20 protein-coding genes are annotated in these 19,930 nt (G+C 44.5%); 10 read left to right on the top strand and 10 right to left on the bottom strand.

Going from position 1 to position 19,930, the window contains the following annotated elements; all coding sequences use genetic code 11:
• Positions 1 to 67: 67 nt before the first annotated feature.
• The 3 genes from AC3CHU_RS10735 to hinT all read right to left on the bottom strand — a co-directional run bounded on the left by AC3CHU_RS10735 (position 68) and on the right by hinT (position 2,735).
• A complete protein-coding gene (locus AC3CHU_RS10735; protein WP_017060222.1) occupies positions 68 to 451 on the bottom strand; it encodes a YcfL family putative periplasmic lipoprotein in 384 nt (127 codons plus the stop codon).
• A complete protein-coding gene (locus tag AC3CHU_RS10740; RefSeq protein ID WP_488524525.1) occupies positions 451 to 1,842 on the bottom strand; it encodes a COG3014 family protein in 1,392 nt (463 codons plus the stop codon). Before AC3CHU_RS10740 ends, AC3CHU_RS10735 begins: the two co-directional genes overlap by 1 nt.
• A 542-nt stretch (positions 1,843 to 2,384) precedes the next feature.
• Positions 2,385 to 2,735, bottom strand: coding sequence for a purine nucleoside phosphoramidase (gene hinT / locus AC3CHU_RS10745; RefSeq protein ID WP_004736268.1), 351 nt, complete (start codon positions 2,733 to 2,735; stop codon positions 2,385 to 2,387).
• A 278-nt stretch (positions 2,736 to 3,013) separates the two neighbouring features.
• Here hinT and AC3CHU_RS10750 point away from each other — a divergent pair, with 278 nt between their 5' ends.
• Both AC3CHU_RS10750 and AC3CHU_RS10755 read left to right on the top strand, forming a co-directional pair.
• The gene (locus AC3CHU_RS10750) at positions 3,014 to 5,005 is read left to right on the top strand and encodes a methyl-accepting chemotaxis protein (RefSeq protein WP_488524526.1); all 1,992 of its coding nucleotides are present in this window, start codon (positions 3,014 to 3,016) and stop codon (positions 5,003 to 5,005) included.
• Positions 5,006 to 5,202: 197 nt separating this feature from the next.
• Positions 5,203 to 6,369 carry a DUF1887 family protein gene (locus tag AC3CHU_RS10755; protein WP_004736271.1) on the top strand — a complete coding sequence of 389 codons (1,167 nt, stop codon included), beginning with the start codon at positions 5,203 to 5,205 and terminating at the stop codon, positions 6,367 to 6,369.
• Between the two features lie 239 nt (positions 6,370 to 6,608).
• On the opposite strand, the gene udp is transcribed toward AC3CHU_RS10755, so the two are convergent.
• The 4 genes from udp to AC3CHU_RS10775 form a co-directional block, all read right to left on the bottom strand.
• A complete protein-coding gene (udp, locus tag AC3CHU_RS10760) occupies positions 6,609 to 7,367 on the bottom strand; it encodes a uridine phosphorylase (RefSeq protein WP_004736272.1) in 759 nt (252 codons plus the stop codon).
• 285 nt (positions 7,368 to 7,652) lie between these two features.
• Positions 7,653 to 10,001, bottom strand: a complete 2,349-nt coding sequence (locus tag AC3CHU_RS10765; protein ID WP_054546681.1) for a zinc/cadmium/mercury/lead-transporting ATPase — start codon at positions 9,999 to 10,001, stop codon at positions 7,653 to 7,655.
• 174 nt (positions 10,002 to 10,175) lie between these two features.
• Positions 10,176 to 11,639 (bottom strand): MATE family efflux transporter, encoded by a 1,464-nt coding sequence (locus AC3CHU_RS10770; protein ID WP_171329350.1) that lies wholly within the window; start codon positions 11,637 to 11,639, stop codon positions 10,176 to 10,178.
• A gap of 185 nt (positions 11,640 to 11,824) precedes the next feature.
• Entirely contained in the window at positions 11,825 to 12,241 is a 417-nt protein-coding gene (locus tag AC3CHU_RS10775) for a CBS domain-containing protein (protein ID WP_054546682.1), read from the bottom strand.
• A gap of 283 nt (positions 12,242 to 12,524) precedes the next feature.
• Between AC3CHU_RS10775 and AC3CHU_RS10780 the strand changes: the two genes are divergently transcribed.
• Both AC3CHU_RS10780 and AC3CHU_RS10785 read left to right on the top strand, forming a co-directional pair.
• Positions 12,525 to 12,758, top strand: a complete 234-nt coding sequence (locus AC3CHU_RS10780) for a hypothetical protein (RefSeq protein ID WP_004736278.1) — start codon at positions 12,525 to 12,527, stop codon at positions 12,756 to 12,758.
• A 184-nt stretch (positions 12,759 to 12,942) separates the two neighbouring features.
• Positions 12,943 to 13,239: a hypothetical protein gene (locus tag AC3CHU_RS10785; RefSeq protein WP_488524527.1), complete on the top strand. Its 297-nt coding sequence runs from the start codon at positions 12,943 to 12,945 to the stop codon at positions 13,237 to 13,239.
• Between the two features lie 99 nt (positions 13,240 to 13,338).
• On the opposite strand, the gene AC3CHU_RS10790 is transcribed toward AC3CHU_RS10785, so the two are convergent.
• Positions 13,339 to 14,295: a glycosyl transferase family protein gene (locus AC3CHU_RS10790; protein WP_488524528.1), complete on the bottom strand. Its 957-nt coding sequence runs from the start codon at positions 14,293 to 14,295 to the stop codon at positions 13,339 to 13,341.
• Between the two features lie 197 nt (positions 14,296 to 14,492).
• Between AC3CHU_RS10790 and AC3CHU_RS10795 the strand changes: the two genes are divergently transcribed.
• From AC3CHU_RS10795 to AC3CHU_RS10810, 4 genes are all read left to right on the top strand, one after another.
• Positions 14,493 to 15,101, top strand: a complete 609-nt coding sequence (locus tag AC3CHU_RS10795; protein ID WP_237290714.1) for a TetR/AcrR family transcriptional regulator — start codon at positions 14,493 to 14,495, stop codon at positions 15,099 to 15,101.
• A gap of 195 nt (positions 15,102 to 15,296) precedes the next feature.
• A complete protein-coding gene (locus AC3CHU_RS10800) occupies positions 15,297 to 15,683 on the top strand; it encodes a hypothetical protein (RefSeq protein WP_488524529.1) in 387 nt (128 codons plus the stop codon).
• Between the two features lie 89 nt (positions 15,684 to 15,772).
• Positions 15,773 to 16,372 carry a thiol:disulfide interchange protein DsbA/DsbL gene (locus AC3CHU_RS10805; RefSeq protein ID WP_488524530.1) on the top strand — a complete coding sequence of 200 codons (600 nt, stop codon included), beginning with the start codon at positions 15,773 to 15,775 and terminating at the stop codon, positions 16,370 to 16,372.
• 203 nt (positions 16,373 to 16,575) lie between these two features.
• On the top strand, positions 16,576 to 17,070 hold the full coding sequence (locus AC3CHU_RS10810) for a peptidylprolyl isomerase (protein ID WP_004736286.1): 495 nt from the start codon (positions 16,576 to 16,578) through the stop codon (positions 17,068 to 17,070).
• Positions 17,071 to 17,200: 130 nt separating this feature from the next.
• Here the strand turns inward: AC3CHU_RS10810 and AC3CHU_RS10815 are convergent, their stop codons facing one another.
• Entirely contained in the window at positions 17,201 to 17,638 is a 438-nt protein-coding gene (locus AC3CHU_RS10815) for a c-type cytochrome (protein WP_488524531.1), read from the bottom strand.
• Between the two features lie 224 nt (positions 17,639 to 17,862).
• On the opposite strand from AC3CHU_RS10815, the gene AC3CHU_RS10820 reads away from it, so the two are divergent.
• Entirely contained in the window at positions 17,863 to 18,507 is a 645-nt protein-coding gene (locus AC3CHU_RS10820; RefSeq protein ID WP_488524532.1) for a cytochrome b/b6 domain-containing protein, read from the top strand.
• A gap of 16 nt (positions 18,508 to 18,523) precedes the next feature.
• On the top strand, positions 18,524 to 18,952 hold the full coding sequence (locus AC3CHU_RS10825) for a MarR family winged helix-turn-helix transcriptional regulator (RefSeq protein WP_488524533.1): 429 nt from the start codon (positions 18,524 to 18,526) through the stop codon (positions 18,950 to 18,952).
• 90 nt (positions 18,953 to 19,042) lie between these two features.
• On the opposite strand, the gene AC3CHU_RS10830 is transcribed toward AC3CHU_RS10825, so the two are convergent.
• On the bottom strand, positions 19,043 to 19,903 hold the full coding sequence (locus AC3CHU_RS10830; protein ID WP_488524534.1) for a DMT family transporter: 861 nt from the start codon (positions 19,901 to 19,903) through the stop codon (positions 19,043 to 19,045).
• Positions 19,904 to 19,930: the final 27 nt, after the last annotated feature.

Raw genomic sequence — 19,930 nt, forward strand, 5'->3', positions numbered from 1 at the left:
ACTGAGTGGGTTTACCCTCACTCTTAAATTCTTGTATTGGCGAATCATTAGATCCGTTTTATCTAACTTACTGCTCTCGGAACTGAACTCTGAACTGAGTCGCTTTCGGGTTTACCGACACTTCCGACAACGAAATACTTTCAAAACCACGAACGATCGCTTGCTTCCAAGGGCCTTGCTTTAGGTTGACCTCAAGCCCGGCATCGTCGTACCAGTAAAAACGATAAAGGATATGTTGATCGCCTTTATAGTTACTGTTTAAACGAACGATTCCGCGCGTATGACCGTCGACCAGATCGGTACGGATATCTTCAACCTGTAAACGGCTGCCCAATACCTTGTCACCAAAGAAAACGTTCTGAGTCAGACTATCGACCCTTACGCCAGCTGTATTATCAGCACAACCAGCCAGAGCCATAACCGCTGCTAAACTCACTAACCACTTTTTCATTACAGCCTCCCTAGCTGTTTATGCCACATTGTTGCATTGTTACCTTGTCGAGAAACCCACACCAAAGTGGTCTGCCCTTCTCGGATATCAAAGTCGTACGTTTTAGCGCCCGCTTCTAGCGTATATTGACCGCTGTTTGCTACGAACGTGCTGCTCTTAATTTCAGCAGGTAGAGATTGCCAACTGCGAGTGTCTGGTTGTTCAGTGAAAGTATTCCACACATTGAACAAGATATTGCCGACATCGTTGCCTTTGGTCGCTTCTTTACGGATGCGGTCTTTAGCTACCACACGTAAAGCCTGACGGATAACAATACTCGTCATGCGTTCAGATAAATCGTTCTGCGCCATCGCGTTTACATCAGTGATCAAATGCTCTTGTAACGGTTGCCCGCTGATTCGCAAGGCAGAAAAGCGCTCCACGTTCTGGCTCGGATAATAGGGCAGTGCCAAAGAGTATATTGCGCCCTGATCGCGACTGTCATAAACAGGTAAATCTAATCGCCAACTGTCCATTGCTTGTACAGCGCTTTGTTCTTGAAGCACAATCACTCGCCCTTCACCTGCACCAAGCTTAGATGATTGCTTGTAACGCTTTTCCAATGTCGCTAAATCTTGTCGCATCCCTAAACGCGCGGCAGTTGCCATCGTTCTGTCGATAATTTCTTGGTTGTCTGGCATAACAGCCAAAGCACGACGATAGTCAACGTATGCGCTGTTTAAATCATTCGAAGCTTCGTAAAGCAGTCCAGACAAAAACATCAAATACGCATTCTGTACCGACTGCAGCTTTTTACCCGCGTCAGGATAGTTTGCAAGGATACTCCCCACATTGGCAGACAACCCCTGCTTCTTCGCATCGCTGGCTGCACGGTCTAACTCAGCTTCACGTTGCTTCTTTGCTTGTTCTTGAACTTGGTTGGCGCGACGCATTTCGATCACCGCACCTTCTAAATCGTTTTTCTTGAGATAATTTAAACCGAGATACAGATGAAGAAACCCCAGCTCATAATCGGCTGGCACATACTCGGTAATATTATCATTCACCGCCAACGCACCCACGCTGGTTGCACTATCTGAAATCGAGATCACGGCTTTTCTTTGCTGCTCAGTTACCGCCTGATCCGCCACTTCAAACGAAGACTTACTCTCTGGGTATTGCTGATCCAGAAGGTTAATTCTGCCTCTTTCAAAGTTATCAAGGATGTCACCCGCAGCGTAATCTGGTAGCTCTTGTTGAGCCTCAGAATAATCTCCAGATTTAACGGCTTGGTAGATCTCTTTGTTTTGCGCGCTGTAATGACTGAACAGGTTTCCTGCAGACATACTTGCACAGCCCACAGTCAACGCCGATAACAGGGCAATGGAAGCGAATCTAAACTGTTGCTTCACTTATCGTCTCCGTGCATGTTTAAAATGCCAACTTTGTTAGGGTCTGTTGACCTTTCGTGGTTAAATTTTGTTCGAGATAGAATCGTTTTAGGCGCGGCAAGAAGTATGTAGCCTAGTCATTCTAAGTTAATACTTCTTAACAAAGCATAAAACGATTCTAGCCGAACCCTTCGGGCAGTCTTTGTGGTTCATTTCTACTGCGTTATCAGCTTCTCATGTAGGCTAGCTACACTTCAAAGCCTCTGCCTTGTAGAAATTTCCCACAAAGTGCTGCAAAAATCAGCTCGAAAGATCAACAGGCCCTAGTCTCATTATCAAAACGAAACGTGTTGTAAAAAGGATCTCAAGCCATTTGAAACCCTACTGATTTAGCCTCTGCCTAGGCGATGCCGACATTCAGACAACAGATAGAACTTAAAGTTGGCATACAAACTACAAATTTTCCAACTAACTACTTGTGTTAACCCACTAGTGAGTTCGTTTCAACCAGCTCATTAGCTTTCATTAACTTGTTAGCTTTGCATTAGCTGATTAACTTTTTATTAGCTCATTAATAGCGGACCAAGTGGACGGCCACCAACCAAATGCATGTGAATATGGTAAACCTCTTGGCCGCCATGAGAATTGCAGTTCACAATAAGACGGTAGCCATCTTCTGCGATGCCTTCTTCTTTTGCTAACTTGCGAGCCACGGTAAACATGCGCCCCATCATGGCTTCATCTTCTACTTCAACATCATTCGTTGTTGGAATCAGCTTGTTTGGGATGATTAAGATATGGCTTGGCGCGCGAGGGTTGATATCGCGAAATGCCGTTACTAAATCGTCTTGGTATAGTAGATCTGCTGGGATTTCTTTATTGATGATCTTACTAAAAATGGTTTCTTCAGCCATGTTATCTCTCCGATAAAACATTTATTTTTTAATGCTTTGAGTATGCGCTATGCCGCATCAAACCACAATAAATCTGCTTTAAAGCATAATAAAAAACACCGTTCAAATCAAAGAAAACGAGCCTTAGCTCTCAAGAATGGCATGTTGGTTATAACTGAGGGCTATTTTTGACGTGTGCGTCATAAAATGCGTAAACGGAGCTCAATAGAATGCTGATAATTTTGTTAGTTTTACTTTGACCTGACATTAGGTCTGCATTTTTATTTAGGGAGAAAGCCATGAAGGGATCTGTGATCAAGCGTATGTACGCTGGTTTCGCACTGATCATCATCATGTTCGCAGTCACGATAACCATCATGATGAACAGCATGAATCAGATACACAGCAATTTTGAGAGTGTCTCAGAAACCTCACTACCACTTGTCGCGCTTTCAAATCAAACAAGTGTTCAATTGCTTTCTGCTGATAAATCATTCAAAGATTACTTAACCACACAAAACGCTGAACGCATGTCTGCAATGCGTACTGAGTTTGCTGCGTCACAAAGCTCGTTTTCAGAAGTTCTCGGCAGTTTAGAAGCGGCAAGCCAAAACAATGTTTCGCTCACTGAACGCATTGCCCAATTAAGAGCAATGGAAAAACGCTACTTCGCTGAAGCTGACGAAGCGATGAACAACTACGTCGCGATGTTTGAAGCTCAAGAGCAAGTACAGAAAGCATCTCGCGATTTCCAACGCTTACATTCAGAGTTAGCTGTTGGCATGAAAGAGTACGTTGCCGACCAAAAAAGCATCTCTGTAAAAGTGATGGCCAAAAGCTACTTCATTAAACTTCAAGATGCTGAAGTGATTACCTCTGATGCGCTAGCCAGTTCTGATGTTGCCTTCGTTCAGAAAGCCGTTAACCAAAACAAAAAGGCCGTTACTCACCTTAACTATGCTTATCGCGGCCTATCCACACAACTGCCAGCACTTAAAAATGTCTTTGATGAATCGGTTCAGAAATTCACCAAAGACGTTGGTCAAAAAGGCGGTGTGTTGGACAAGCACAACAACTACTTGAAAGCGAAACAAGCTCTGTACATCAACATTGCTAACTTAGCCGTAGAAATAGACAAAGCCATGGCTGTTTTAGACTCATTCAACGTGACTGCGGAAGAGCAACTGAACGCTTCACTTGAAGACGCAAGCAGCATCTACGACAAAGGCCTGTTCAATGCGATTGCAATTGGTATTGTTGTCACCGTATTCGCTGCAGCAATTGGTTACCATATTGCACATAGCGTAAGAGAGCCATTAACTCGCATCCTGGGTACATTAGAAGTCCTAACTGAAGGCGATATGACTCAGCGAATCGATATTCGTTATGACAACGAATTCAGCCGAGTGAGTCGTCACATCAACACCTTAGCCGACAACCTACGCAATATTCTGGTGAAACTGAATGACGCTTCAGATGACTTAACGAAGACCGCAAGCGTAAACCAGAAAACCTCTACAGAGACGCAAGCTCAACTGAACAGCCAACGTGAGCAAACGGCAACTGTCGCGACCGCAATGACAGAAATGTCTCATTCTGTACAAGAAGTGGCGAACAGCGCGCAAAGCTCACTTACCATGGTTCAACAAGTAGAATCGGCTTCTGAGTCTGGTCGTCAGATAATGAACACCAACATCAGTACCATTAACCAGCTTGAGGTTCGTCTTACTGAATCTGTTGGTGCTGTAGGTGAGTTGCAACAGATGAGTAGCCAGATTGGCTCAATCCTCGACGTGATCCGTGGTATTGCAGAACAAACCAACCTACTTGCACTCAACGCGGCAATCGAAGCGGCGCGTGCCGGTGAGCAAGGTCGTGGTTTTGCAGTGGTTGCCGATGAAGTACGCGTGCTAGCACAGAAGACCACTCAATCAACGTCTGAAATCGAGACCATGATCAGCAACCTGCAATCAAGCTCGAAAACAGCAAGCAACGTAATTGAAAGTTGTATGAGCGATATGGACATGTCGGTTCAACAAGCTTCAAGTGCCAATAGTGCGATGGAAGAGATCCAAGCCTTGATTCTAGAGATCAGCCACATGAGTACACACATCTCTCAAGCAGCCGCTGAGCAGAGTGAAACTTCTGGTGATATTGCGCGGAATATAGAAGACATCAACCATATCGCAGATAAGAGTTACCAAGCGATGTCTTCAATTGCTGAAGCAAGCCAAAACCTAACAATTCTCGCAAACCAACAAGGTGATTTGGTTCATCAGTTCAAGCTATAGATAGCTGAGAAATTGATAGATATTTAGTGAGAATATTGGGACTTCTTACCCAATAGTGATAACTATTTGAACAAGGGCAACTTTTATCAAGGGTTGCCCTTGTTTTTTATGATCTTTGTCATTATATGATTATTAAGGCTTGCTGCTTCCCGTTTTTTCTTTCACCTTTATGAGCGAGCCGCTATTAAGGAATTTATATGGCTGTTCATGTTGGCATTATCGATCAAGATCCCATTCGCTTGATCACCCCACTACTCGATAACCGAACGATCAGCACTCACATCGTGTTCATCGGTGACAAGAATCAAGTCAGTATTTACCAACGCTTAGACAGCGTTTTGCAGAAGCGCGACATTACGAGTGAATTTTTCGAGATTCCAACCCTCGTAAATACATCCGCGATTAAAGAGTCTATCCAAAACCTTGCCGAAGACCTCAAAGCTCGTGGTGAAGAAGTGAAACTCAATGCAAGTTGTGGCCTTCGTCACCGCCTACTTTCTGTCTACGAAGTATTTCGTACTTACCACTGGCCAATCTTTGTTGTTGAACCAAACAGTGACAAGCTGTGCTGGCTTTACCCGAATGGCAAAGAAGACGCACAAGTTCAAGACCGAATCACTATCGACGACTACCTGACTGTGTTCGGCGCTCGTGGTGAATTCAGCGATGTACAGCTGTCTCCGCAACTTGATCAAAAGCTTTATGAGCTAGGTGAACGCTGGGCAAGTAATGCACTAGAACTCGGCCCTGGCCTCGCTACATTGAACTACCTTGCAACGACCTGCCGTAAAGAACAGAGGCTTGATGTAGGGTTGTCAGAGAAACAACAAGGTTATCGCGAGCTAAACATGCTGTTGAGCGATTTGGTTGAAGCTAAGATCGCCACTTATGACAATGGTATTTTGACGTTTGCCAATGAAGACGCACGACGCTTCTCAAACGGCGAATGGCTTGAAACATTGGTTCATAGCACAGTTAAGCAGATCCAAGATGATATGCCGACCATTCAAGATCGCTCTTTGAATGTTCAAGTTTATCGTCAACTCGGCGAGCGCGAGGTGCGTAACGAGCTTGATGTTGCTTCTGTAGTGAACAATAAGCTGCACATCATCGAGTGTAAGACCAAAGGTATGCGTGATGATGGCGATGATACCTTGTACAAACTGGAATCGCTTAGAGACCTTCTGGGTGGCCTACAAGCACGTGCAATGTTAGTGAGTTTCCGACCTCTTCGTCATAACGACATCACACGAGCAGAAGATCTTGGCCTTGCATTGATTGGCCCTGACGAATTAAAAGATCTTAAAACACACCTAGCGGCATGGTTTACCGCCGCCGGTGGTGATGAAGATTTAGAGTGCTAAAAATAAATAGACTCTTGAGAGCTGAACGCTCTTAAGTAAATCTAAAAAGGCGAATGACTATTGAGTCACTCGCCTTTTTTTCTCCAGCTATTCGTCTGTTTTGCTCTATTTTCATCTTTCAACTATCTATGCCTTTAATTTCTTTGCCTCATAAAAAATGGCCGCATCATTCGATGCGGCCATTTTTAAATCTTGGAAACAGACTTAAAGCACTTTAAGACTAAAAGTATTTTTACAACTTAAAGCATTTTACGAGCAGCTTCTACAACCACTTTGATTGAACGAGCTTCTGTTACTTTTAGTGTTTCGTGATCAGGCGTCTCTTTTTGAGTACGGTTGATGATTACACCAGCAACACAACCCGCTTTAAGACCAGAACTTGCACACATAGTTAGAAGCGTTGCAGATTCCATTTCGAAGTTTAGAACGCCCATATCTTGCCATTCTTGCATAGAGCCTTGGAAACGCTTAACAACGCGACCAGAGAACGTGTCGTAACGCTCTTGACCTGGGTAGAACGTATCACTTGAAGCCGTTACGCCCATGTGAACTGTTGCACCTGATTCATCAACTGCCGCTTTCATTGCTGTTGCAACTTCGAAGTCAGCAACTGCTGGGAACTCCATTGGAGCAAAGTGCAGGCTAGCGCCGTCTAGACGAACAGAACCTGTAGAAACAATCATGTCACCCACGTTTACGTGTGGTTGGATAGCACCAGTAGTACCAACACGAAGGAAAGTGCGAACACCAAGTTGGGCAAGCTCTTCAACTGCGATAGAAGTAGATGGACCACCGATACCTGTTGAACATACAACAACTGGCTTGCCGTCTAGCTCTGCGCGGTAAAGCGTGTATTCACGGTGACTAGCAAGAAATACAGGATTCTCCATCTCTTCGGCAATTTTTTGCACACGAGCAGGATCACCAGGAATGATCGCAAGAGTAGCACCGTTAAGATCTGCTTCAGTAACACCTAAATGGAAAACAGCTTGAGACATAGTTCGCTCCTTTTGGCTTATTGGGCTTTGTTAACCCTTATTTAAGCTCATAGTAAATTCGTGGGGTACGAACACACTCTAACCAAGCTCATTACAAAATGAAGTGACGAGCGTCACACCAATGATCGCAACAAGATTTCAAGTTTCACGAAAAACCGATTGGCATCACAAAAATAAGCAATCCATACGCCTACGTTGCATACTAATGAGACAAAAAACGCCTTTAGCTTATTAAGACTAAAGGCGTTTATTTGCATCAAAATAGTGAATATTAGCTAGAAGTGCTTAATCCGCTTTTGATTTGAATCGAAGCAAACGCAGAGCGTTGAGTGTCACCAAAGCTGTTGCGCCACTATCCGCTAAGACTGCCACCCATAAACCGGTAATACCCAGTAAGCTTGTCACCAAGAACACGCCTTTCAAACCGAGTGCAAGTGCGACGTTTTGACGGATATTATTCATAGTCGCTTGCGACAGTTCAATCATCGCAGGGAGTTCTGTTAAGCGATTATGAGTCAGAGCTGAGTCAGCCGTTTCCAACGCCACATCTGTGCCACCGCCCATTGCGATACCCACATTAGCGGTTTTCATAGCCGGCGCATCGTTGATGCCATCGCCCACCATGGCGACGTGTGACTGCTGAGATAACTGTTCAACGTAAGACACCTTATCGCTTGGCAATAGGCTTGCTTTATACTGCATACCAATCTTGCTGCTGATCGCTGCCGCGCTTCGCGGGTTATCCCCAGTAAGCATGATAGATTGAATTCCCAAGTCATTGAGTCGTTCAATCGCAAGCTTAGCGTCACTACGTAACGTGTCTTGCCAAGCAATCAGACCAATCACAGTCGCAGCTTGCTCGATTGATTCTTCTTGATCTTTAAGCTCAAGAGCAACCACAACCGTCTTGCCCTCGCCTTCTAATGCCTCAACCTGAGAAACAACATCGGCACCAAGATCGAACGTCACCTTAGAAGGCGATAGAACCTGATACTTAATTCCGTCGACATCGCCTTCAACACCACTACCGATCAGCGCGGTCTTGTTGTGTGATTCAGGAATCTCAATATTCAGTTCTTTCACTTTAGCAACTAGCGACTGCGCCAATGGGTGAGTAGAACCCACTTCAATTGCTCCAACCACACGAAGCATCGCATCTTGTTGCCAACCCGATAGAGGCTGAATGTCCGTAACCTGAGGCTTACCTTCAGTCAGTGTGCCCGTCTTATCGAAGGCAATAGTTTGAATTTTACCAAGCTGCTCCAGTGCTGCGCCGCCTTTAATTAGCGCACCACGTTTCGCGGCGGCTGCCAAACCAGACGTAATCGCGGCTGGAGTCGAGATAACCAACGCACACGGACAAGCAATCAACAATAGCGCTAAACCACGATAGACCCACGTTTCCCACGGCTGGGCGAACAGCAATGGTGGTGTGATGATGACTAAAAGAGCAACCAACATCATTAACGGTGTATACCAGCGACTGAACTTATCGAGGAATCGCTCGAGTGGCGCTTTGCGAGATTCTGCTTCTTCAATCAGGTGAAGAATACGGTCGATCGCGTTCTCACCCTGTTTTGAAGTGATGGTAATGCGCACCACTTTATCGACCACCACAGCGCCAGCCATGATGCTATTGCCTTCGATATGTTCAACAGGAACAGATTCACCGGTTAACGCACTTTCATCAAAGCTTGCTGCGTCGGTAATCAGTTTGCCATCAGCAGGTAAACGAGAGCCCGCCGCCACTTCAATCACATCACCGGGAACCAGTTCACTGACTGCAACTTCGACACGCTCGCCGTTGATAATCTTAGTCGCGTTTTCTGGTACCAATGCCATTAGCGCTTGAACGCCACTTCTTGCTCTTGATGAAGCAAACGCTTCTAAGCGCTCACCAATCAAAAACAACAGTAAAACCATCGCCGCTTCCGCGGTTTCGCCCAGATACAAGGCACCCAGCGCGGCAACACTCATTAGCGTTTCTATTGCGAAAGGTGTACCTGAACGTGCCAACTGAACCGCTTTCTTAGCAACCGGATATAATCCGAGTAGACAGGTTGCGGTGAATAAGCCTTCACTTAATTGAGGATATGTACTTTTCAGAAGCGCAGCGAACAGCATTGCAGCTGCAATCGCGATAATCTGAAAATTAGGTTGGATGTACGCTTGCCAAAAAGTCTCAGGTTGTTGTTTTTCTTTCTTAGAACCGACTTCCGAAAGAGGGAAACCCGTTTTGATAGAGACCTGTTCAATGGTGTCGGCAAGACTTTCATTATCGAATTTAACAACCAGTTTTTCGGTAGCAAAAAGAACCTTCGCTTGAATAACACCGTCAATATTACTGATCGCGTTTTCTATTTTTCTTGCACAAGCTGGGCAGTCCATTCCGGCAACCAGCCAACTTTTGGAAAATTGGGCGTTGAGAGACTCAGTTAAGGGCAGCCGGTCTTCTTCTCCACTGTCTGAACCACAACAATCATCTGCTGATGCAGAAGCCGTCGTAGAACTACAGCATGATGAAGTACCCGCTGCCGTGATGCTGGAAATTTTAGGGCTGGAACAGCTTGCTCCTGCCGCTTGAGGTTGAACGTCCACTTTTGTTGAGCGGCACGCTGCATGTTTTGCGCACATAATGTATCTCCTTAATACTCAAAAGCCTTGAGGTTGTTGCCGGCTAGTCACAGCAACCAAACCTTAAGTTCATCAAAAGTATAAACCTTGGAGGCTACTCCAAGGTCAAGAAGAAATTGTCCAAGGCCAAGAAGAAATTTGCAAACCGACCAATCTAATATTGGAATGCCGGTGTTATTGCGACTTGAACTCTTTACACTCTTCTCTGTTCGTAGATACATCATCAATAAGAACCGCATCGTGTGAACAAAACGGCTGTGTATTCAAGCTCACTATCGATACATCGTCTTCTACAGGGTCAACTTGGGAACCTTGCATAAGCTCTGCAATATGATAGCGAAGCACCAAGGTACCGAGTATTCCGAACAAAACATTACCCAAAGCTTGCCCATACAACACACCCAATGCGCCATACCATTGCGAGCCTAAGTAGACGAACGGCAATGTACCGAGAGTGGCTTTACCGAGATTCAGTGCTGTCGAGTAAAGCGGTTTACCCAGATTATTGAAAGACGTATTGGCAACAAACAGCGCGCCATTAAAAGTAAAAGTTAAGGCGACATAAGTACAAAATGCCGCAACAATAATTGCTGCATCACCTTGCAGGCTAAAGCCTTGGATCACATAATCTTGAACAAAGTACAACAGGATACAGACGGCGATGGTGTATGCCGTAGTAACCAACAATGAGTTGTTGAGTGTTTCTTTTACTCTGTCCATTCGTTCTGCACCAAAGTTTTGCCCAATGATTGGGCCGACAGCGCCGGACAAGGCAAAAATAACCGCAAAGCAAACTGGCGTTAGACGACCAATCACGGCAAAGCCCGCGACAAAATCCTCGCCGTATTGCGCGATACCCGTTGTCACAATCGCATTACCGATAGGTGTTGCGGTGTTAGTGATAATGGCGGGAAGCGCAATGGCCAATATAGGGCGAATATTAATGCGCCACTGCACCAGTGAAGGAGGTGCAACCAAGTGATGACTCCGAATCAGAGGATACAGCGAGAAGAGAAGCACCGAAAAACGGGCAAAAACAGAAGCAATAGCCGCCCCTTCTATATTCCAGCCAAAGCCAAAAATAAACAGGGGGTCCAAAATCGCATTAACGATACCGCCTGACAAGGTCGCCCACATCGAACGTTTGGCATCACCTGCCGCTCTTAAGCCCGCACCCGCTGCCATCGCCAACGCCAAAAAGGGACCACTTGGTAGCAAAATCTGTAGGTAAGCTTGAGCACGCTCTGCGGCAACCCCTTTTGCCCCTATAGCGGCTAACAGTTCTGGGATATAAGCAAACATCACCGCGGTAATCGTCAAACTGATGACAAAAGCAGTCAGCATAATACTGGTGGCGAGGTTTCGAGCGTGTTCCTGATTCTTTGAACCGATCGCTTTGGAAACTAACGCGCCCATAGCAATGGAAGTACCGATCGAAACGGAGGTAGAGAAAAAAGTCAGCGTGCCTGCAAAACCCACCGCAGCGGCCAATTCGACTTGTCCCAACATACTGATGAACAACATATCGAGTAAATCGACCACGAATAACGCCATCAAACCGACTGAGCCAGCCCCCGACATCACCAATATGTGGCGCATCGTTGAACCTTCTACAAACTTTGCCGTTTGATTTGACATGAAACCTCCAAAAGCTGGGACACCCACAAGCAAGCTCCCTAAACTAGTGACCCAAAGCTAGCGTCCCACAAGCTAGGGAGCCACAAAGAAAGGATCTACCAAGAAAAGCTCTATACAGAAAAAAGGCGCTAGTGCGCCTTTTTCAATTGAGGGTATTGAGAAAAATAATCGTTCTTAACACGCTACTATACCTGATGTTTGAAGCATTCTTCCAAGTTCTTGCCAATTGCTCTCAAAACATCGGTTCTGGTGATCATACCCACTAGCTTTTTGTTATCGAGCACTGGATAAGCTTTGGGTTTACCCACTTGCATCATATCTGCCAATTCAATGATGGATAAGTCTGGTGAGACCGACAGCACCTCTTGGTACATGCAATCACCCACAATGTGTGTGTCTTGGCAGAAATAGCTTACCTTCACCAATTTTTCTAATAAATCTTGCTCAGAAAGGAAACCAATAACTTGCTCATTATCATCAATTACTGGACCGCCCATGTGATGGCTGCTCATTACTCTATCTAACGCGAGACTTAACGGCATGTCAGGAGTGAATGTCACAACCTGCGGCGTCATGTAATCTTTCACTTTTATTGAATGCATTGCGTTCTCCCTAAATACTTTTCGTCATGTCTTTTTCTATCTTGTTAACCTAATTGTTGTCTAAAATCTTGATTTTACTAAATGGATTTCAACAATTTTATTGATAGGTAAAACCTACCAAGGCGAGAAAACAAGGTCACAAAAGGCTTGTGAGCATTTTTACGCGAGCAAAAAAATAAAAAATAGAGTCCTTACAAAGCCTTACTTTATGACACTGGCTTGAATGAATAAACCTTGTACTCTTCACACCATAAATAATTATATCGTTACAATTAGGCCGTTTATGCAACACAACAACAGTATGTACGCGTACATTTATTCCGGTGTCGATGGTACAGAAAATACCCTCATCGCCACTGTCGATAACCAAGAAAAGCCGCTTATCTCTAGCTGCGTCGATGAGATAAAACACATGTCTAGCTTAGCGATTGATCTGGCGGCAAAACACAATTTGAAAGTAAAGCTGGTCAAATACCAAAGAGAGCAAGAAATCGACTTCGGCTTGTTCGTTAAATAGCAGACTCATCACACATGTCTTAACTGACAAGCTCAACAAGCATTGTCAACGACACATGAATACCGTATTTTGTGGCAAGTTCTTGAGTAGGTAATCACATTGACGATGATTACCTGCTTTAACCGATAAGCGCTCGAATTGGAAACATCCGTCGCACCGCTTTTCATTGTCCAAACGGTTCACTATGACTTCGCTTCGTTCCCCTCACACTGTTCTATCTCACTTTATCCCTAAGCTAAAAAGCTACTTAAGCGAATTGTTAGATTTCCAATCGCGCATTTGGGTGGTTCATATCTTTGAAGACTCCATCACCGATCAGTCCTTTGTGATAAATGAAGATGGCTTTAAAGAACCGTTAGAGTGGATGAAGAAACGAGCCTATCAAACAGCAATGCTTGAACGAGTAGAGAAGATGAAAATCTCACAAGTCATTGAGATTCAATTTGAAGACAAGATGCATCGATTGATGCGAGTAAAGTAACTCTTATTGTTTGATCATTCACGAAAGCCCTTTGCTAGAAATCAAGCACAAAAAAGGCCAGCACTCGCTGACCTTCTCTCATTGATTAAAAACCATCATCTAACGCGCACAATACTCATGCCACAGACGCACCGCTTTCTGATATGCCTCAGTTTTATCGTGCGTTTCTGCGAATAAAATCGCAGTCATACTGTCCACAACACTGTTCGCCATCAGCTCCATCTCATCTTCCGGTGTACCCAGCACACATTCAGAAGGCAGAGGCAGTTCAACATTCATCGTGCCTTCCCAGTAGAAAGATTCCACCTTCTCAGGAGAACTCATCCACACAGTTTGACTCACTTTAGGGTTGTATTCTGATTCGCCATTCATGCCTTTAAATGAAATCACCGAGTGGGATTTATTACCAATGACATGCTCAACTTCAGCGTGTAACTGAGGAAAGCCCGGGTGAAAACTTCCACGTAAACCCAAACGGCCACCACTTGGGTTCAATGCTCGAACTACCGTGTTGATCGGTGTTCTCAGTCCGTAGCGGTGTTTCCAACCGATCATAGTTTGAGCTTCAGGAGCGAAGTTCGCTAAAGGTAAGTAAGCAATGCCATCCGCTTCTAGGATCTGCTTTGCGTCTTGTGGGTCGGCAGCACTGCGAACACCAACAAGATGCAAGTGAGTCTCGACGTGTGTGCGACCACTTGGCTTATCCATATAGCCATGCATTAAGACTTTATAGCCATTATCAGCTAAGATTTTTGCCGCCAGCAAGTTCCAAGGCTTACCACTGGCAGTATCGTTACGCTTACCTGCGTAGCACGGCCAGTCAATATCAGCGCCTAAGTCTGGTACTCGAGATTGAAAGGCTTTTACAAAGCCTGCGATCTCTTCATTGGTTTCATTCTGCACACGAATCAACATCAATAGCATAGCCATTTGGTCGTCACCGACCTCTCCGCTTAAATACTCATCCATGATGCGGTAGGCTTGTTCGAACGATAAAGGCTTACGCCCTCTTTCTCCTCGTCCAACTGTACGAATACACTCTAAAATACTACTCATTGATTGTTTATTCTCTTCCGTTGATATCAATAAAATTCGAATACGCTTTCGATTCTATGATACCCACAGTGCATTGCAAAGCGATTCAGTTGCTATCGACCTAATTACCAATACGTGGATTGGTGTTCTAAAAGTAAACTTACTGGTGTAAAATTATCGTATGCAATGCTAACTGCGACCTATTGAGTAACATCCAAATGACTGTAAAAAAAACGCTGAGCCAAAGAAAACGTGAATCGATCGTTGCTGCTGCTATCGCAGAGTTTACTGAGCACGGCTACAAGGCCACCAGCATGGATAAAATATCGAGCCGCGCGGAAGTATCAAAGCGCACTGTATACAACCACTTTGCCAGCAAAGAACTGCTTTTAGATGAGATTCTAGACAGTATTTGGAGCAAGACTCTCGCCGCGACGCATTTCCCTTATCAAGCAGAACTGCCTCTTAATGATCAGCTCGCTTCGATTGCTAATCAAGAACTAGAGCTTTTAGAATCAGAAGGCTTTATCGATTTATCTCGCGTGCTGTTCTCAGAGTATTTCCATAACGCCGAACTGGCGCATCAAGCTATGGAGAAATATTCCCAAGCAGAAAGTGGACTCACAACCTGGATTAAAGCAGCACAGGCAGATGACCGCTTAATTGAACTAGACCCTCTATTTGCATCTACCCAATTTATTGCACTGTTAAAGTCTTTTGCATTTTGGCCACAAATCATTGGTCATGCGCCGTCACCGGATGCGGAACACAAACAGGTGATCATCCAATCCAGTGTCGAGATGTTCCTCAAGCAATATCAGGCTTAGTCAGAATCACGCTTATTCAAATAAATCTAAGTTGCATCTAGCCTAAGTCACATACAGCTAAGCCACATGACACTGAGTCACCTAAAGCTAAGCCAAAGTTTGAACCGAGCTAAGTTTTGCTTTGTTTGACTGGAGAAGAGTAAAAGCGTGAGGTATCATCCACCCGCTTCACTTGTTTACCAAGACTAAGAATTCATGCCAAAGTTGATTAACAAAATTTGGGTACACGCTTTCATGCTCTTCGCTATGCTAATGGCCACCATTAGTGTGGACAGCATCGCGAGCAGCAATGCTCTGCAAGCCCCTCAAGCTCAATCAACTTCTGCCAATAGCTTCTCTTTCTCTGCTTCTAACATCAGTTCTGTAGAGAGCACCCCAACACCTTTTTCCACCGCACAACCCACCGCACAACCCACCGTTGAGCACCACTGTTGTGGATCGGTCTGTCTACTGAAAATGCCACCACTGATCGTTTCTGAATCTTTCGAACCGCAGATTGAATCACTGGCACTGATAGAAAAAGAGCCTTCGCACAAAGCGATTGTTTCACCACAAGCGCCATACCGCCCCCCTATTTCCTAATCGTTTGTCCCTGTTTGGCAATATCTGCCACCAAGTTATAACAGCATTTTTGCTGTATTAAATGACATCCAAATTTAGGAAATAAACACATGAAAAAGCTATTTAGTCTCTTTGCCGCTCTACTCTTGAGCGCTTCAGTAAACGCCGCACAATTTGAAGAAGGCACGCACTACAAAATCCTTGATGTAGCAAAGGCCGACAAGCCTGTCGTTACCGAATTTTTCTCTTTCTACTGCCCGCATTGTTACAAGTTTGAAGGGGTCATTAAGTACCTAAAAGCAGACTTGCCAAAGTCTGCAAGCTTCAAAAAAGTGCACGTCGCTTTTATGGGTAACAACATGGCAGTACCAATGGCGAAGGCTTACGCGACCATGATTGCTCTAGACGCTGAAGAAAGCATGGTTCCTGCCATGTTTGCTCAGATCCATGAGAAGCAACAAACACCAAAAAATGAAGCAGAACTGCGTGAAGTTTTCATTGATAACGGTATCGATGCGAAGAAGTTTGATGCGGCATACAACAGCTTTGCAGTGAACTCGATGCAAAAACGTTTCGATAAAGAGTTTGATCAAAGCACACTAACAGGTGTTCCTGGGGTTCTGGTTAACAATAAATACATCGTGAAACCGGATCAAATCAAGAGCTACGAAGAGTACAACCAACTAGTTAACTACTTGCTAACGCTCTAGGTCCGTTTTTCATCTCAAAGCCAGTGATTTCATCGCTGGCTTTCTTATATATGAAGTCTCCCTAGCCACTCACCATTCCCGTAAATCCGCTTGGGAAGTATTGTTAACTGGCATCCTCCACAATTTTTCATATACTGCACTCAATTAAGCTATCCACAGTGCTGTAGCATTCAAAATATTAACACTCAAATATTGGGACCTTTATGATCATTCTGACCACAAACTTTGGCGACATTGAAATTGAACTGAACCTTGAAAAAGCGCCGGTAACGTCGAAAAACTTCCTTAAATACTGCCAAGATGGCTTCTACGAAGGCACAACATTTCACCGTGTTATTGAAGGTTTCATGATTCAAGGTGGTGGACACACTATCGACATGACAGAAAAGCCAACTCGTGCACCTATTGTGAATGAAGCTAACCGCGGCTTAAAGAACGTGATTGGATCTCTCGCAATGGCTCGCACTGACGCACCCCATTCAGCAACGGCGCAGTTCTTTATCAACCTTGACGACAATGATTTCCTTGATCATACAGCAACCAGCAACTCAGGTTGGGGCTACGCTGTGTTTGGCAAGGTTTCAGCAGGTATGGATGTGGTAAACAAGATTGCGCTTGCACCAACCACCACTCGCTGGGGACATGAAGATGTACCGTGTGAAGACATAGTGATTACTAAAGTCACTGTTCGCGACTAATTCACTCACGCGCTTTCCTGCCCCTAGTGCATTCGAATTAATTGCACAAAGAAAAGAAGGCAGCGCGATAGGGCTATGGTGGTAAGGGTTCGACTTTACCACCTATATTCAAAGCTCGTTGTTAGAACCGTTACCAACGAGAGCGGTAAGTACGGTGACATCCTTTACAAGTATTGTTCACAGAATCTAACCCTTGTTCTGCGCTCGACAGATCTTGCTCAACACTCGCTTGATAAAGCACTGAAAAGCCTTGGTTCATCTGCAACATCAGTTGGTTAAATTTCTCAGGCTTGCTCCAAATCTCCTTTTTTGCCTTACCTCCAGTATCACCTTCAGCAAAACTCGCGTTCAATACGGTTCCATGTTCCACCAACATTTCACTTAGCTCACCCACTCTCTGCCAATCTACATCGCTGTTATTCAGTTCAGAATCAACTTGTTTAGTAACCTCTTCAATAGAACTGAAAGCTTGCTGACGATTATTTACAGCATCCGCTGCGGCGATAGAGATCATAGGTAGAGTAATCGTAGGCAGTGCGATGATTAGAGCGATAGTGAATTTTTTCATAATGTCATTCCTAGTGATTAATTGATTGAGTGCTTAATTGACTGAGTGGCTAATTGACTGAGTGATTTGTTCGTTAATTACTGATTGGTTTCTTAGTAAATTACGGCTTGATAGTTCAACCGTAACCGAAGAGACGCATTCAATTTACACAACAATAATTGCATACGCAACTATTGTTGTGTAAATTATCACCACCAAGCAAATTCGCAAACAGGAAAAGCATTATGAAAATCTGGGATCTACCAACTCGACTTTATCACTGGCTTCAAGCCGCACTCTTTATTGGTCTTGCTGCGTCAGGGTTTAACGGACAAGGCCCTCATGTTTACTTAGGCCTCACACTGTTCAGTCTGATTTTATGGCGCTTGGTTTGGGGAATCGTCGGCAGCGATACCAGTCGCTTTTCTCAATTTATTAGCTCCCCAAAATCGGCTTGGAATTACTTCCGCGGAAAAGCACGACCAAAACCGGGGCATAATCCGTTAGGTGCGTGGATGGTGATAGGAATGATCACGACTCTGTTTGTCCAATGTATAACTGGGCTTGTTATTGCTGGTTTCTTTGATGCGATTCCAGGTTCGGAACTCGTAATTACTGATGCAGTATTCGATGTGTTATGTACGGTGCATGGCATTGCAGCACGTATGTTAGTGGTATTTGTCATACTGCACTTGGTGGCCATTATCATCTACAAACTGCGTTCAAAGCCGCTGGTCCTTGCCATGATTACAGGTAAACAAAACCATTCAGCGTCAACGGATTATTTCATAAATGGCAGTCAATTAGCTTTTTCATCAAATAGGAAAGCGTTGTTGGTGCTAATTGCATCGGTATTAGTTACGATGACAATAGTTGTAATATCACAGTAAAGTTAGGTAGCGAAAGATGCCAGAAGAGTTTGATAGACAAAAAAGCTTTGGTTGGATGATCAATGTGATCGCCAATAAAGCGACCAAAGATTTTGACACGGAATTGAAGGAACATGGCTTAACCATTGCTCTATGGCCAACCATGATGTGCCTTTGGGAAGAAGAAGGACTTACACAGCGTGATATTGCTGCGAAGTCCAAAGTCGAGAATTCGACAACAACACGAACATTAGACAAGCTAGAAAAGCTTGAGTTGGTTGAACGCAGAGCCGATCCAAACAGTCGTCGTTCTTTCAGAATCTACTTAACGGAAAAAGGCAAAGCACTCGAAGAACAACTCGTTCCAATCCCTATTCGTTTAAACAAAGAATTAATGAATGAGTTGGACGCTGAAGAACAACAGCAGATGATCAAGCTACTTCAAAAGATGATCGCAGCGGTCTGATCTTACTGTGACCGGATCTTATTGCTAGTGCATGCTTAATGAGTTCTAAACATACACTAACAAACAATACTCGGCCTTGCGCCGAGTGTTTTATTTTCGTCTCGACCATTTGATATAACAAAATAGCGAACCAATAATCACCGCTCCGCCTAGCAACTTTTGCATCTCAACCGTTTCACCCAACACGCTGACACTCAATAACAATGTCCACACGGGCTCAAGAATCATGATCAATGCCGCCACTTCCATGTTCACAGAATGCTGACCAACGGTTTGTAATAAGTAACGGATAGACGTCGCGATCACCGCAGACACGATAAACCAGAAGACTAAAGTTTTGGTGATTTCGAACTCCGGCTGAGTCGTCATGGAAGCAAAGGCTAAACCACTCACACCCACCACAAACAGTTGCACACAGATTGATGCGATAGGTTTAATATTGGTAATCACACGTTTGTTCATCACAAAGTGAACAGACAACAACATCGATGCTAACAAGAAGTAAATCTGACTCTGCTCAACATGCCAACCATTGCCCAAAGTCAGCAGTAGCATGCCGATAATCGCGATCGGGAAAGACATCCAAAACGCACGATTAGGTTTAACTCGAAACAAAATCCAAGACACAAAGGGGGCAAGGATCATAGCTAAGCTCATGATGAATGCCCCTTCCGACAAGCTTTCTGTCAACGATACTGCAAACACCCATACCTGCAATGAGGCAGACAGCAGCAAACCAACGCCGCAAAGAGAAAGAACCTGCTTAAGCGAAAGCTTACGAATATGATGAATACAAAATGGCAAAAGAATCAAACTCGCGACGAGGAATCGCACACCAATGAACACTGGCCCCGGCATTTCTAATACCACCAGCTTAGATGCAATCCATCCAATCCCAGCTAACAGGGTAGCATATAGGAGGTAAAGCTCTCCGCGCATCGCTTTCATCATTTTACTTGGTCCAATAACAAAAAAAGC

The sequence above is a fragment of the Vibrio sp. QJM3NY_39 genome, assembly GCF_057785895.1.

Bases quoted from the DNA above. Each gene is read 5' to 3' on its own strand.
- AC3CHU_RS10795 (WP_237290714.1), top strand. From the start codon at position 14,493: ATGACTGTAAAAAAAACGCTGAGCCAAAGAAAACGTGAATCGATCGTT.
- AC3CHU_RS10810 (WP_004736286.1), top strand. From the start codon at position 16,576: ATGATCATTCTGACCACAAACTTTGGCGACATTGAAATTGAACTGAAC.
- AC3CHU_RS10735 (WP_017060222.1), bottom strand. From the start codon at position 451: ATGAAAAAGTGGTTAGTGAGTTTAGCAGCGGTTATGGCTCTGGCTGGT.
- AC3CHU_RS10755 (WP_004736271.1), top strand. From the start codon at position 5,203: ATGGCTGTTCATGTTGGCATTATCGATCAAGATCCCATTCGCTTGATC.
- hinT (WP_004736268.1), bottom strand. From the start codon at position 2,735: ATGGCTGAAGAAACCATTTTTAGTAAGATCATCAATAAAGAAATCCCA.
- AC3CHU_RS10805 (WP_488524530.1), top strand. From the start codon at position 15,773: ATGAAAAAGCTATTTAGTCTCTTTGCCGCTCTACTCTTGAGCGCTTCA.
- AC3CHU_RS10775 (WP_054546682.1), bottom strand. From the start codon at position 12,241: ATGCATTCAATAAAAGTGAAAGATTACATGACGCCGCAGGTTGTGACA.
- AC3CHU_RS10790 (WP_488524528.1), bottom strand. From the start codon at position 14,295: ATGAGTAGTATTTTAGAGTGTATTCGTACAGTTGGACGAGGAGAAAGA.
- AC3CHU_RS10800 (WP_488524529.1), top strand. From the start codon at position 15,297: ATGCCAAAGTTGATTAACAAAATTTGGGTACACGCTTTCATGCTCTTC.
- AC3CHU_RS10825 (WP_488524533.1), top strand. From the start codon at position 18,524: ATGCCAGAAGAGTTTGATAGACAAAAAAGCTTTGGTTGGATGATCAAT.
- AC3CHU_RS10750 (WP_488524526.1), top strand. From the start codon at position 3,014: ATGAAGGGATCTGTGATCAAGCGTATGTACGCTGGTTTCGCACTGATC.
- AC3CHU_RS10765 (WP_054546681.1), bottom strand. From the start codon at position 10,001: ATGTGCGCAAAACATGCAGCGTGCCGCTCAACAAAAGTGGACGTTCAA.
- AC3CHU_RS10770 (WP_171329350.1), bottom strand. From the start codon at position 11,639: ATGTCAAATCAAACGGCAAAGTTTGTAGAAGGTTCAACGATGCGCCAC.
- AC3CHU_RS10830 (WP_488524534.1), bottom strand. From the start codon at position 19,903: ATGATGAAAGCGATGCGCGGAGAGCTTTACCTCCTATATGCTACCCTG.
- udp (WP_004736272.1), bottom strand. From the start codon at position 7,367: ATGTCTCAAGCTGTTTTCCATTTAGGTGTTACTGAAGCAGATCTTAAC.
- AC3CHU_RS10820 (WP_488524532.1), top strand. From the start codon at position 17,863: ATGAAAATCTGGGATCTACCAACTCGACTTTATCACTGGCTTCAAGCC.
- AC3CHU_RS10815 (WP_488524531.1), bottom strand. From the start codon at position 17,638: ATGAAAAAATTCACTATCGCTCTAATCATCGCACTGCCTACGATTACT.
- AC3CHU_RS10785 (WP_488524527.1), top strand. From the start codon at position 12,943: ATGACTTCGCTTCGTTCCCCTCACACTGTTCTATCTCACTTTATCCCT.
- AC3CHU_RS10780 (WP_004736278.1), top strand. From the start codon at position 12,525: ATGCAACACAACAACAGTATGTACGCGTACATTTATTCCGGTGTCGAT.